This window comes from Streptococcus sp. DD04 (genome assembly GCF_001578725.1).
Taxonomy (GTDB): domain Bacteria; phylum Bacillota; class Bacilli; order Lactobacillales; family Streptococcaceae; genus Streptococcus; species Streptococcus sinensis.
In genome coordinates this window covers 168905-181711 of the sequence record NZ_KQ968979.1, presented here as the reverse complement: position 1 = coordinate 181711, position 12807 = coordinate 168905, and the positions used below count along the sequence as shown (strand labels likewise).

13 protein-coding genes are annotated in these 12807 nt (G+C 44.5%); 11 read left to right on the top strand and 2 right to left on the bottom strand.

What is annotated here, in order from left to right:
- Both STRDD04_RS10670 and STRDD04_RS07830 read right to left on the bottom strand, forming a co-directional pair.
- Window positions 1-360, bottom strand: a 360-nt coding sequence (locus STRDD04_RS10670) for a sugar phosphate nucleotidyltransferase (protein WP_156469075.1), incomplete at its 3' end; no start/stop codon positions are given.
- Window positions 361-389: 29 nt separating this feature from the next.
- Complete coding sequence (locus STRDD04_RS07830) at window positions 390-1406, bottom strand: NAD(P)H-dependent glycerol-3-phosphate dehydrogenase (RefSeq protein WP_062201260.1); 1017 nt, start codon at window positions 1404-1406, stop codon at window positions 390-392.
- A 159-nt stretch (window positions 1407-1565) separates the two neighbouring features.
- Between STRDD04_RS07830 and STRDD04_RS07825 the strand changes: the two genes are divergently transcribed.
- The 11 genes from STRDD04_RS07825 to STRDD04_RS07775 all read left to right on the top strand — a co-directional run bounded on the left by STRDD04_RS07825 (window position 1566) and on the right by STRDD04_RS07775 (window position 12173).
- Window positions 1566-3272 (top strand): ABC transporter ATP-binding protein, encoded by a 1707-nt coding sequence (locus tag STRDD04_RS07825; protein WP_062201257.1) that lies wholly within the window; start codon window positions 1566-1568, stop codon window positions 3270-3272.
- Window position 3273: 1 nt separating this feature from the next.
- Entirely contained in the window at window positions 3274-5043 is a 1770-nt protein-coding gene (locus STRDD04_RS07820) for an ABC transporter ATP-binding protein (protein WP_062201254.1), read from the top strand.
- A gap of 181 nt (window positions 5044-5224) precedes the next feature.
- On the top strand, window positions 5225-5914 hold the full coding sequence (locus STRDD04_RS07815) for a gamma-glutamyl-gamma-aminobutyrate hydrolase family protein (protein WP_062201252.1): 690 nt from the start codon (window positions 5225-5227) through the stop codon (window positions 5912-5914).
- 256 nt (window positions 5915-6170) lie between these two features.
- Window positions 6171-6620 (top strand): 8-oxo-dGTP diphosphatase, encoded by a 450-nt coding sequence (locus tag STRDD04_RS07810; protein ID WP_062201249.1) that lies wholly within the window; start codon window positions 6171-6173, stop codon window positions 6618-6620.
- A gap of 84 nt (window positions 6621-6704) precedes the next feature.
- The gene (locus tag STRDD04_RS07805) at window positions 6705-7148 is read left to right on the top strand and encodes a dUTP diphosphatase (protein ID WP_062201246.1); all 444 of its coding nucleotides are present in this window, start codon (window positions 6705-6707) and stop codon (window positions 7146-7148) included.
- Between the two features lies 1 nt (window position 7149).
- Entirely contained in the window at window positions 7150-7665 is a 516-nt protein-coding gene (locus STRDD04_RS07800; RefSeq protein ID WP_062201243.1) for a histidine phosphatase family protein, read from the top strand.
- A 12-nt stretch (window positions 7666-7677) separates the two neighbouring features.
- The gene (gene radA, locus STRDD04_RS07795; protein WP_082757366.1) at window positions 7678-9039 is read left to right on the top strand and encodes a DNA repair protein RadA; all 1362 of its coding nucleotides are present in this window, start codon (window positions 7678-7680) and stop codon (window positions 9037-9039) included.
- Between the two features lie 84 nt (window positions 9040-9123).
- Window positions 9124-9819, top strand: a complete 696-nt coding sequence (locus STRDD04_RS07790; protein ID WP_037616587.1) for a TIGR00266 family protein — start codon at window positions 9124-9126, stop codon at window positions 9817-9819.
- Window positions 9820-9955: 136 nt separating this feature from the next.
- Complete coding sequence (locus STRDD04_RS07785) at window positions 9956-10450, top strand: beta-class carbonic anhydrase (RefSeq protein ID WP_062201232.1); 495 nt, start codon at window positions 9956-9958, stop codon at window positions 10448-10450.
- A gap of 101 nt (window positions 10451-10551) precedes the next feature.
- The gene (locus STRDD04_RS07780) at window positions 10552-11418 is read left to right on the top strand and encodes an ABC transporter permease (RefSeq protein WP_062201229.1); all 867 of its coding nucleotides are present in this window, start codon (window positions 10552-10554) and stop codon (window positions 11416-11418) included.
- Window positions 11415-12173 carry an ABC transporter ATP-binding protein gene (locus STRDD04_RS07775; RefSeq protein ID WP_062201227.1) on the top strand — a complete coding sequence of 253 codons (759 nt, stop codon included), beginning with the start codon at window positions 11415-11417 and terminating at the stop codon, window positions 12171-12173. Before STRDD04_RS07780 ends, STRDD04_RS07775 begins: the two co-directional genes overlap by 4 nt.
- The last annotated feature ends 634 nt before the right edge of the window (window positions 12174-12807 follow it).

Genomic DNA, 12807 nt, shown 5'->3' with positions numbered 1-12807 from the left:
GACAAAGGCCTTAGCTTGCAAAACAGCATCTCCCAGCCCGCGCGGATGACTCTGACGGATGAAATGTAGACCGATACCAGTGGTTTCATCCACCAACTTGAGTAAGTCGTTCTTGCCTTTTTCTTTGAGGTTGTATTCTAGCTCAAAGTTGGAGTCGAAATGGTCTTCAATCGAGCGTTTTGACTTACCTGTGACAACTAGAATGTCTTTGATTCCAGCCTTGAGGGCTTCTTCGACGATAAACTGAATAGTTGGTTTGTCAACGATGGGCAGCATTTCCTTGGCTAAAGCCTTCGTAGCTGGCAAGAAGCGGGTACCGAGACCAGCAGCAGGAATGACTGCTTTTCTGACTTTTGACATAAGTTTCTCCTTTAAAATAATAGTGCGAATTAAGACCACTCATTTTCAGCTTTGAATTCATTGCTCATCATATCATGAATGGCATCTTTGATATCATGACCATCATAAATAACCTTGTAGATGGCCTGAGTGATGGGCATATAGACATCTAGCTCTTGAGCTAGTTCATAGGCAGCCTTGGTGGTAGAGATCCCTTCGATAACCATGCCCATATTGGCTTCAATATCAGCTAATTTCTCGCCGCGACCCAGCGCATCGCCGGCCCGCCAGTTGCGAGAGTGAACAGAGGTTCCTGTGACAATCAAGTCACCGACACCAGAAAGACCGCTGTAGGTCAGAGGGCTGGCTCCAAGCTTGACACCCAGTCGAGTGATTTCAGCCAGACCGCGTGTGATAATGGCAGCCTTGGCATTGTCACCATAGCCTAGTCCGTGGAGAGCTCCGGCTCCAACTGCGATGATATTTTTCAGTGCTCCGGCTGTCTCTACCCCGATGACATCGGTATTGGTGTAGAGGCGGAAGTAGTGGTTGCTGAAGAGTTCCTGTACATACTTAGCTGTTTCCAAATCCTTGGAGGCTGCGGTAATCAGAGTAATATCGCGGACAATAGTCTCCTCAGCATGGCTGGGACCTGAAACGACGACAATCTCGCTACGCAGCTCTGCGGGGATTTCTTCTTCCAGAATAGTCGAAATCCGTTGGTGGGTATTGGGCTCCAATCCTTTGGAGGCGTGCATGATTTTCACCTTGTGATCCAAGGTTTGCGCTACTTGTTTGGCCACTAGTCGGGTTACTTTAGTCGGCACTACAAAAAGCACAGCATCTGCGTTCTCCAGAGCATCTTTTAAGTCATGATAAGCCTTAATTTCTTCGCTCAGCACGGCATCTTTGAAATAGCGTTTGTTTGTATGCTGGTTATTGATTTCGTCAATCTGCTCTGAAATATTGCCCCAGATACGGACTTGGTGTCCGTTGTCATTAAGGACTTGTGATAGAGCGGTTCCCCAAGAGCCGGGGCCGATCACAGCAACTCGTTGTTTATCCATGTTTTCTCCTTACTTCAAGACTCCAGAATGGGCGGAATCAGTTTTAGAGTTCTATACTTTATTTTACCACATAATATACGAAATTTCTTGCTTGACATTGTATTTATCTATGATATAGTAAAAAAGCTAAGCAAAAGTAAGAGAAAGTCAGGAGGAAATATGTTTTTTAAAACCTTATCACGCTATAAATGGTTTGTACTTGGGTCAATCACAATGGCCGCCCTGATGATTGCCAGCTCGCTGCTCCAGCCTTGGCTGCTGAAACGTATACTAGATGCGCTCCAGTCAAACAGTGGACAAACAATTTCCAGTACAGGAGTCTGGCTGATTGGGATAGGAATAGTTGGTTTGGTTGCCGGAGGCATCAATGTCATTATAGCGGCCTATATTGCTCAGGCCGTTTCCTCTGACCTTCGTGAAGCAACTTTCCGTAAAATTCAGACCTTCTCTTATGCCAATATTGAGAAATTCAATGCCGGAAATCTTGTTGTTCGGATGACGAATGATATCAACCAAGTGCAAAATTTGGTGATGATGGTTTTTCAGATTCTATTCCATTTGCCCTTGCTGTTCATTGGCTCAGTCATCTTGGCTTTGATGACCCTACCATCACTGTGGTGGATCATTGTCCTATTAATTGTGCTGGTCTCGGGATTGACTGCTTTAATGATGGGCTTGATGGGACCTCGGTTTAGGAAATTTCAAGTTCTCTTAGAAAAGATGAATAGTATTGCGAAGGAAAACCTGCGCGGTGTACGTGTAGTCAAATCCTTTGTTCAAGAGCAGGAGCAATTTAAAAAATTTAGCCAGATTTCTGATGATTTGCTTTCGCAAAATCTTTTCATTGGCTATGCTTTTTCTATTGTCGAGCCGATTATGATGTTTGTTGGATATGGAGCAGTATTTTTAGCAGTCTGGGCTCTTTCAGGCATGGTCCAAGCAGATCCTGAGATTGTCAACTCGATTGCTTCTTTTGTTGGCTATTTAAACCAGATTATCTTTACGATTATTATGGTTGGATTTTTGGGGAATACAGTAACTCGGGCTCTGATTTCAATCCGCCGAATCAATGAAGTTCTAGATACAGCACCAGCTATGGTATTTAAGGATGTTCCTGATGAAAAACTAGAAGGTAGCCTCACTTTTGAGCATGTGACCTTCACCTATCCGACAGACGAAGAACCAATACTCAAAGATATTAGTTTTGAAGTACAAGCGGGTCAAATGATTGGTGTTGTCGGAGCGACTGGGGCGGGAAAGTCAACCTTGGCTCAACTCATTCCTCGTCTCTTTGATCCACAGGAAGGTTCTATCACGATCGGTGGAAAGGATCTGCGCGACCTGAGTCAGGGTACCCTTCGTAAAAATGTATCGATTGTTTTGCAAAAAGCAATCCTATTCAAGGGAACGATTGCAGACAATTTGCGTCAAGGGAAGTTAAATGCTTCACTGCCTGAGATGGAGCGAGCTGCTCAGATTGCTCAGGCTAGTGAGTTTATCAACCGAATGGAAGATACTTTTGAGAGTGAAGTTGAAGAGCGTGGGAATAATTTCTCTGGTGGGCAAAAACAGCGGATGTCGATTGCTCGCGGAGTTGTCAATAATCCCAATATCCTCATTCTAGATGACTCCACCTCGGCATTGGATGCCAAATCTGAAAAGCTGGTTCAGGAAGCTCTGAATAAAGAGCTGAAAGGGACAACAACGATTATTATCGCCCAAAAAATCAGTTCGGTTGTCCATGCAGATAAAATTTTGGTCTTAGATCAAGGGCGGCTGATTGGTCAGGGAACCCATTCTGAATTAGTTGCCACCAATAAGATTTACCGTGAAATCTACGAAACGCAAAAAGGAAAGGAGGATTAAGATGCGGACGATGAAATTTTTCTGGCAGTATTTTAAACACTACAAACTGTCATTTGTAATAGTTATCCTCATGATTCTCCTGTCCACAGTGCTTCAAGTTCTTTTTCCAATTTATGTCGGTCAGGCTGTTCAGAATCTTGTTGAGCTGGGCTCTGCTTTCGCCGATAATCAGAATACAGAAAGGATTCTTACTGTGTTTGGAGGCATTATGTGGAACTTGTTTTTCACTTTTTTGTGTCTGTCTCTTTCCAGCATGATTTATATGACCTTGATGTCTCGTGTCATTTCTCATTCGACCAATGAAATGAGAAAGGGCCTTTTTGGGAAGTTAGCTAAGTTGACGGTCTCTTTCTTTGACCGTCATCAGGATGGAGATATCCTCTCGCGCTTTACCAGTGATTTGGACAATATTCTTCAGGCTTTGAATGAGAGCATGATTCAGGTGATGAAAAACATCTTTCTTTATATTGCTCTAGTTGTGATTATGTTTGCCCAAAATGCAAGCTTGGCTTGGGTGACCGTAGCGAGCACGCCTGTTTCCCTTCTTGTCTTGATCACGATTGTCAGGCTGGCTCGTAAATATACAGACCTCCAGCAAAAAGAGGTCGGGAAACTGAATGCTTATATGGATGAGACAATTTCGGGCCAGAAGGCTGTGATTGTTCAAGGTATGCAGGAGGAGGTGATTAAAGGCTTTGTCGCCCAAAATGATAGGGTTCGTTCGGCAACTTTTAAAGGTCGTGCCTGCTCAGGGCTGCTCTTTCCGGTTATGAATGGGCTAAGTCTTATCAACACCGCGATTGTGATTTTTGTAGGTTCGGCTATGTTGCTGAATGATTCGAGTATTGGTACTGCGGTTGCGGTCGGATTGATTACAACCTATTCTCAATTTTCTCAGCAGTACTACCAGCCTATCATACAGATTGCTGCCAGTTGGGGGAGCTTACAGCTTGCTTTTACTGGCGCTGATCGGATCCAAGAAATGTTTGAAGCACCAGAAGAGGTCCGGTCTGAAAATGCACCTGCTTTCACAGAGCTTAAAGAAGGAGTCGAGATCAAGAATGTTGATTTCTCTTATCTGAAAGGTAAGCCAATTTTAAAAGATATCAGCATTTCAGCACCCAAGGGCAAGATGACGGCTGTTGTTGGCCCGACTGGATCAGGTAAGACGACCATTATGAACCTCCTCAACCGCTTTTATGATGTAGACAGTGGTAGTATTGAGTTTGACGGTCGCGATATTCGAGACTATGAGCTGGACAGCCTACGGAGCCATGTGGGCATTGTCCTACAGGATTCGGTGCTCTTTAGTGGCATGATTCGGGACAATATCCGCTTCGGTGTGCCGGATGCCAGTCAGGAGATGGTCGAAATCGCTGCGCGTGCGACCCATATTCATGACTATATCGAAAGTCTGCCAGACAAATACGATACTTTGGTGGATGATGACCAGAATATCTTCTCAACTGGGCAGAAACAGCTGATTTCCATTGCTAGAACTCTGCTGACTGACCCACAAGTCTTGATTTTGGATGAAGCGACTTCTAATGTCGATACGGTAACAGAGAGCAAGATTCAGCAGGCTATGGAAGCCATTGTGGCTGGCCGAACTAGCTTTGTCATTGCTCACCGCCTCAAGACGATTCTCAATGCTGACCAGATTATTGTCCTCAAAGACGGAGAGGTCATCGAACAGGGCGATCATCACCAGCTCCTTAAACTGGGTGGCTTCTACTCAGAACTCTATCATAATCAGTTTGTGTTTGAGTGAAAGCTGAAATATTTTTCCGAACTCTCGTTTATGCTTATAGTCCATTCGAGAGTTTTTCTATTCGAAAGACATGCAGAGTCTTTGATAAAAAATTTTTATAAGCAGCTTTAAAAAAATCTATTGGACGATTGAGAAAAGGCGTGGTAAGATATACTATATCAAAATAAGGGGGAATCACGGTATGTGCAGAACAATTGTTGGAATTTCAGCCAATCTTTGTCCAGTCGATGAAGCTGGAAAGAATATTCACACCTCTGTTTCACGCAAGTTTGTGGATGGCGTACGAATGGTTGGTGGCCTGCCGATGGTGATTCCCGTTGGGGATAAAAGTTTAGTTCAGGATTATGTTGAAACGATTGACAAGCTGATTTTATCAGGTGGGCAAAATGTTCATCCACAGTTTTATGGGGAAGAAAAGAGCATTGACAGTGATGACTACAATATTGTTCGCGATGAATTTGAGCTGGCTCTTTTGAAGGAGGCCATTCGTCAGGATAAGCCAGTCATGGCTATCTGCCGCGGTCTGCAGCTGGTAAATGTTGCTTTTGGTGGCACACTCAATCAGCAGATTGACAATCACTGGCAGGGCTTGCCGTTTGGTACTTCGCACTCCATTTGCACGGAGAAAGGCAGTGTTGTGGAGCGTTTGTTTGGTCAGGCTAGCCAGATTAATTCGGTCCATCGCCAAAGCATCAAAGACTTGGCGTCCAATTTCCGAGCAACTGCTTTTGACCCAAGAGATAATACCATCGAAGCGATTGAGGCTGTGGATGGCAGTCGTATCATCGGCCTTCAGTGGCATCCAGAGTTTTTGATCAACGAAGAAAAGGGCAATTTGGAGCTCTTCCAATATCTTTTGCAAGAATTATAAAAACTGAAATTGATTTTAGGTAATTTTAAGATAAGCTTTATATAATATAACCATCAAATGAAGACCTCCTAACTTTATTTGATGAAATCCTAAAACTTTTCTTTTTCATAATAATCTCCCTATAAGAACCGCCCAATCGGCGGTTTTTTTGCTGGAAAGGGTGAGAAATCTAGATTTTCATCAATTTAAAGGTTTTTTGTGTTATAATGAGTCACAAATAGGCCGAGCGAATCGGTCGGTAGATGGAGGAGCAGAAATGTCAAGAGCGGAGAGCGTTATCTTAACAAATATGTGTATGGTTTATGATGAGGACCGCATTTTAGTGCAAAATAAAGTAAATGATGATTGGACCGGTCTTTGCTTTCCAGGCGGCCATGTTGAACATCGGGAGTCCTTTGTTAAGTCAGTGATTCGTGAAGTCAAAGAGGAAACGGGACTGACCATATACGAGCCTCGCTTGTGTGGTGTCAAGCAGTTTTATACCGAAAAGGATGAACGTTACGTCGTTTTTCTTTACAAGACCAATCATTTTGAAGGAGAGCTGATCTCGTCCGACGAAGGAGAAGTGTTCTGGATTAAACGCGAGGAACTTGATCACCACTCGCTGGCCTTGAGCTTTAAAGAAATGTATCAAGTTTTCACATCAGATTTGACGGAGCAGTTTACCTATCTGGATAATGGAGAGATCATCAGAGATCTATACTAGGGAGAATCGCCAATCGGCGGTTTTTTTGCTTGTTTTTTGCGAATTTAGTATAATAGGGACAGTAAAAATAGAAAAGAGAACTGTATGAAAATTCGTGGATTTGAGCTGGTTTCCAGCTTTACAAATAAAGATTTACTGCCCAAGAGAGAGACTGCTCACGCAGCAGGTTACGACTTAAAAGTGGCAGAGCGCATCGTCATTGCGCCAGGGGAGATTAAGCTGGTTCCGACTGGTGTCAAAGTCTATATGCAGCCAAGTGAGGTGCTTTATCTTTACGACCGCTCGTCCAATCCTCGGAAAAAAGGTCTGGTCTTGATTAACTCCGTTGGGGTCATTGATGGCGACTACTATGGCAATCCAGGAAACGAAGGGCATATCTTTGCTCAGATGAAAAACATCACAGATCAGGAAGTCGTCCTCGAAGTTGGCGAACGTGTGGTGCAGGCTGTCTTTGCACCATTTCTGATTGCGGATGGGGATGTAGCCGACGGTGTGCGGACAGGCGGATTTGGCTCTACTGGGCATTGAGATGAAAGTAATCTTTGTGCGCCATGGAGAACCAGATTATTCACTCTTGGAAGAGGCTGGTTATACTGGTTTTGGATTAGATTTGGCTCCTTTGTCAGTTGCTGGTCGTCGGATGGCGACAGAGGCTGCTGCTAATCCTTTGCTGGAACAGGCGGAAATTCTGATTTCCTCTTCTGTGATGCGGGCTTTGGAGACGGCCTCCTATCTGATTCGAGACCGCCAACTACCGCTTTTTGTGGAGCCTTTGCTGCATGAATGGCAGGTTTATGAAACGGGAAGAGAGAACTTTGAAAAAGCTCGAAGCCTGTTTTTAGAAAATAATGGAGCCTTGCTCCCCAGTAGTCCTATTCAGTATGAGACAGCTGAGCAGATGAAAGCTCGCTTTTTCCGTGCCTTAGGCAAATACAGAGACTACGAGACGGTAGCTCTTGTAGCCCATCGCATGCTCATCCGTCAGTTTGTGCCAGATGAAACTATTGATTTCTGCCAGTTTATTGAATGTGAATTAGAAATATAAAGGAGATATCTCATCGCTAAGAAAAAAACGACCTTTGTCTGTCAAAATTGTGAATATCATTCGCCCAAGTATCTAGGCCGCTGTCCTAACTGCGGCTCTTGGTCTTCTTTTGTTGAGGAGGTAGAGGCTGCTGAGGTCAAGCATGCTCGTGTTTCCTTGACGGGCGAAAAGACTCGGCCTATGAAGCTGACTGAGGTCACTTCGATTGATGTCAACCGGACCAAGACTGACATGGACGAGTTCAATCGTGTGCTGGGTGGTGGAGTAGTGCCCGGCAGTCTGGTCCTGATTGGTGGGGATCCCGGTATCGGGAAGTCCACCCTGCTTCTGCAGGTGTCAACCCAGCTATCTCATCAGGGCACTGTCCTTTATATCAGCGGGGAGGAATCAGCTGAGCAGATTAAGCTGCGGGCGGAACGGCTTGGTGATATTGACAGTGAATTTTATCTCTACGCCGAGACTAATATGCAAAATATCCGCACGGAGATTGAGAAAATCAAGCCAGATTTTCTGATTATCGACTCCATTCAAACAGTTATGTCGCCGGAGATTTCCAGTGTTCAAGGTTCTGTTTCTCAGGTCCGTGAGGTGACAGCGGAGCTTATGCAGTTGGCCAAGACCAACAATATCGCGACCTTTATCGTTGGTCACATGACTAAGGAAGGAACCCTGGCTGGCCCCCGCACGCTAGAGCATATGGTGGACACCGTGCTTTATTTTGAGGGCGAACGCCAACACACTTTCCGTATTTTACGGGCAGTTAAAAATCGCTTTGGTTCAACCAATGAGATTGGTATTTTTGAAATGCAGTCCGGCGGTTTGGTTGAGGTTGTCAATCCCAGCCAAGTCTTTCTAGAAGAACGGCTGGACGGCGCGACAGGCTCTTCCATCGTTGTGACCATGGAAGGGACGCGGCCGATTTTAGCTGAGGTGCAGGCTTTGGTGACACCGACCATGTTCGGCAATGCTAAGAGGACCACGACTGGACTGGACTTTAACCGTGCCAGCCTTATCATGGCTGTTCTAGAAAAACGAGCAGGGCTCCTCCTGCAAAATCAAGATGCCTACCTCAAATCAGCTGGTGGTGTCAAGCTAGATGAGCCAGCTATTGATTTGGCGGTGGCGGTAGCCATTGCTTCCAGCTACAAAGATCTGCCGACCAACCCTCAAGAGTGCTTTATCGGTGAAATTGGTCTGACTGGCGAAATCCGTCGGGTCAACCGCATCGAGCAGCGCATCAACGAAGCAGCAAAACTGGGTTTCACCAAGGTTTACGCTCCTAAAAACTCTCTGAATGGTCTCAAGGTTCCGAACAATATCCAAGTTATCGGTGTGATAACGATTGGAGAAGTTCTGAAAAAGGTTTTTGGCTAAATTTTATTGTCAGACTAGTTTTTGTTTGCAAAAATATTTTTCCAATGTTATAATCTAATCATATAAAAACACGGAGGTAAGATCATGAGATTTTCCATGGATAGCAATATGCAATTCCCACTCGTTGACCTACACCTAAATCAAGGTGAGACAGTCTTTATTCAGCGTGGCAGTATGGTCTACCACACGCCTAATGTAACCTTGAACACCCAGCTCAATGCTAGCGGTTCTGGTTTGGGACGCTTTGTCAAAGCAGTCGGGCGTTCGATGGTGTCTGGCGAAAGCACCTTCATCACGCAGGCGGTCGCTCAGTCGGATAATGGCTTTTTGGCTCTGGCGCCGGATGCTCCTGGTCAGGTCATTCCTCTTTATCTGGGAGAGAAGCAGTATCGGCTCAATGACGGAGCCTTTCTGGCTCTTGATGGTACGGCTTACTATACGATGGAGCGCCAGTCTGTTGGCAAGGCTCTCTTTGGCGGTCAGGGCGGTCTCTTTGTTATGACGACCCAAGGGCAAGGCACACTTTTGGCCAATGCTTTTGGATCTATTAAGAAAATTGAACTGAATAACCAAGAAGTGACCATTGACAATGCCCATGTAGTAGCTTGGAGCCAGTCTTTGGATTATAATATCCATCTGGAAAATGGCTTCTGGCAGTCTATCGGAACGGGAGAAGGCGTAGTCAATACCTTCCGAGGTACTGGAGAAATCTATGTTCAAAGCTTGAATCTTCAAACCTTTGCAGGCTCACTCAGCAAGTATATTCCAAAAAGCTCATAAAAAGACAAACTAGGACAGGTGCTGAATTTATCTGTCCTAGCTTTTTTATAAAAAAGCTAACAGCTGACAAATGACCGAAAAGATGGTAAGATAAGAGAAAATCATTTGAATATCAAAGTATATATGAGGGTGAAAAATGTCTTATTTTGAAAATTTTATGAAGGCCAATCAAGCTTATGTTGATCTGCATGGAACAGCACATCTCCCTATCAAGCCAAAAACCAGAGTAGCCATTGTAACTTGCATGGACTCTAGGCTCCACGTGGCTCAGGCTCTGGGTCTGGCTCTTGGGGATGCACATATTTTGCGGAATGCTGGCGGCCGGGTCACGGAGGACATGATTCGCTCGCTGGTCATCTCTCAGCAGCAGCTAGGAACGCGGGAAATCGTGGTTTTGCATCATACAGACTGCGGAGCACAGACCTTTAAGAATGAGGAGTTTGTAGCCTATCTCAACAAAGAGTTGGGTGTCGATGTCAGCGGTCAGGATTTTCTGCCCTTTACAGATGTGGTGGAAAGTGTACGTGAAGATATGAAATTGCTGCGGCAGTCACCACTGATTCCCGACGATGTAGAAATCTCAGGGGCAGTTTACGATGTGGACACAGGACGGATGACAGTGGTTAAGTGAATAGTCAGTGAGCCAATTTCTTTGTTTGCGCGTCAACATTGAAATTGGCTGCTTTTTTATGTTAAAATAGAATACGATTTTAATTTAGTTAGGACAATAAGATGATTCTTTCCATTATTTCACAAGGTCTGGTCTGGGCCATTTTGGGTCTGGGGATTTTCATGACTTTTCGGATTTTGAATTTTCCAGATATGACGACGGAAGGTTCCTTTCCTCTAGGTGGGGCAGTAGCCGTCACCTTGATTACCAAAGAGGTGAACCCTTTCTTGGCAACGGCAGCTGCAGTGTTGGCGGGCTGTCTGGCAGGTTTGGCGACAGGCCTTCTCTATACCAAGGGCAAGATTCCGACCCTGCTGTCAGGAATTTTGGTCATGACCTCTTGCCATTCCATCATGCTCATGATTATGGGGCGGGCTAATCTAGGTCTGCTGGGAACTCGGCAGATTCAGGACTTTTTGCCCTTCTCTGGGGAAATCAATAATCTCCTGACAGGCTTGATTTTTGTCAGTCTGGTCATTGTAGCCCTGCTCTTTTTCCTAGATACCAAGCTAGGGCAGGCCTATATCGCGACTGGAGATAATCCTGATATGGCACGTAGTTTCGGTATCAATACTGGACGCATGGAATTGATGGGCATGATTTTGTCTAATGGCGTTATTGCCTTGTCTGGTGCTCTGATTGCCCAGCAGGAAGGCTATGCAGATGTTTCCCGCGGGATTGGGGTTATCGTCATCGGTTTGGCTAGTCTGATTATCGGGGAAGTTCTCTTTAAGAGCCTGACCTTGTCTGAGCGCCTGATTACCATTGTAGTTGGTGCTATTGCCTATCAGTTTCTGATTTGGGGTGTCATCGCTCTTGGTTTCAACACCAGCTATCTCCGCCTCTATAGTGCGGTTATCTTGGCGGTCTGCCTCATGATTCCGACCTTGAAAAATAAATTCTTTAAAGGAGCTAAGTTAAGCAAATGACAGCGATTGTAGAATTAAAAAATGCCAGCAAGCGGGTCAATAACGGCTTTGATGAAGAAAAGGTCATCCTAAACGATGTGTCGCTGGAGATTCATGAGCATGATTTTATCACGATTTTGGGCGGCAATGGAGCAGGGAAGTCAACTCTTTTTAATGTCATTGCCGGGACGCTCTCTCTGAGCAGCGGCAGCATTTACATCTTGGGCGAAAATGTGACCAACTTTTCTCCTGAAAAGAGAGCCAAATATCTGTCGCGTGTCTTCCAAGATCCCAAGATGGGAACGGCTCCTCGGATGACAGTGGCGGAAAACCTGCTGATTGCCAAGTTTCGTGGCGAATCGCGCGGTCTAGTCCCTCGTCGGCTGAATAGCCACCGGCAGGAATTTCAGGAGACCATCGATAAAATTGGCAATGGTCTGGAAAAACATCTGGATACGCCGATAGAGTTTCTCTCTGGTGGTCAGAGACAGGCTTTAAGTCTGCTGATGGCGACCCTCAAGCGCCCAGAACTGCTTCTTTTAGACGAGCATACGGCAGCGCTGGATCCAAAAACCAGTGTTGCCCTTATGGAGCTGACTGATGACTTTGTCCAGAGAGACCAACTGACGGCCCTCATGATTACTCATCACATGGAGGATGCTCTCAAATATGGCAATCGTCTCATTGTCATGAAAGAAGGACAGATCATCCAAGACCTCAAACAGGAAGAAAAAGCCAAAATGACCATAGCGGATTATTATAGCTTATTTGAATAAGATTGTGAGCTGATATTTTCAGCTCTTTTTAGTTGTAAAAATTATTTAAAAAATTTATATTTTTTTGATTGTAAACGCTTGCATTTTTGTGTGCAGAGGAGTATAATATAAGTAAAGATAGGGAAAGGAAAAAATTAATTTCGCATTCGATTTGCTTTGCTGATAAATATAGTTGTTTGTAACATATAAGTAGTTGCTTTACTGGACTATTGGTTAAATCATTAGATAGGCCTGCTTAGCTTATCTGATTATGACGGTGGGTAGAAAGTAGAAGCTTTTAGATGGTTTTCAGACTTCAAGATGTTAATCAATAGTTGCTTTATTATAAATGTTTCTAATGCTAAGATAAAAGAAAATCATTAGCGGTTAAAGGAATTAAAAATTTAATAAATTAAATAATCAACAATCAAGTTGTTGTTCAGTTCCGAATGAGATGAACTGAATGTTCTCAAATATCAGCAAGGTAAGTCAGACCTCTAGCCGAGTAAAGCTAGAGGTCATTTTCTTGGCTCTTTGTCAACTGTAGTGGGTTACTAAAAAGTCATATCCTGGAGAGGACCAAAAATGTCCTCTCCTTTTTGATATTCAAAGCGATGAGAATTCTAGTTCTAAAGTTGTCAAAGTTCCGAAATCC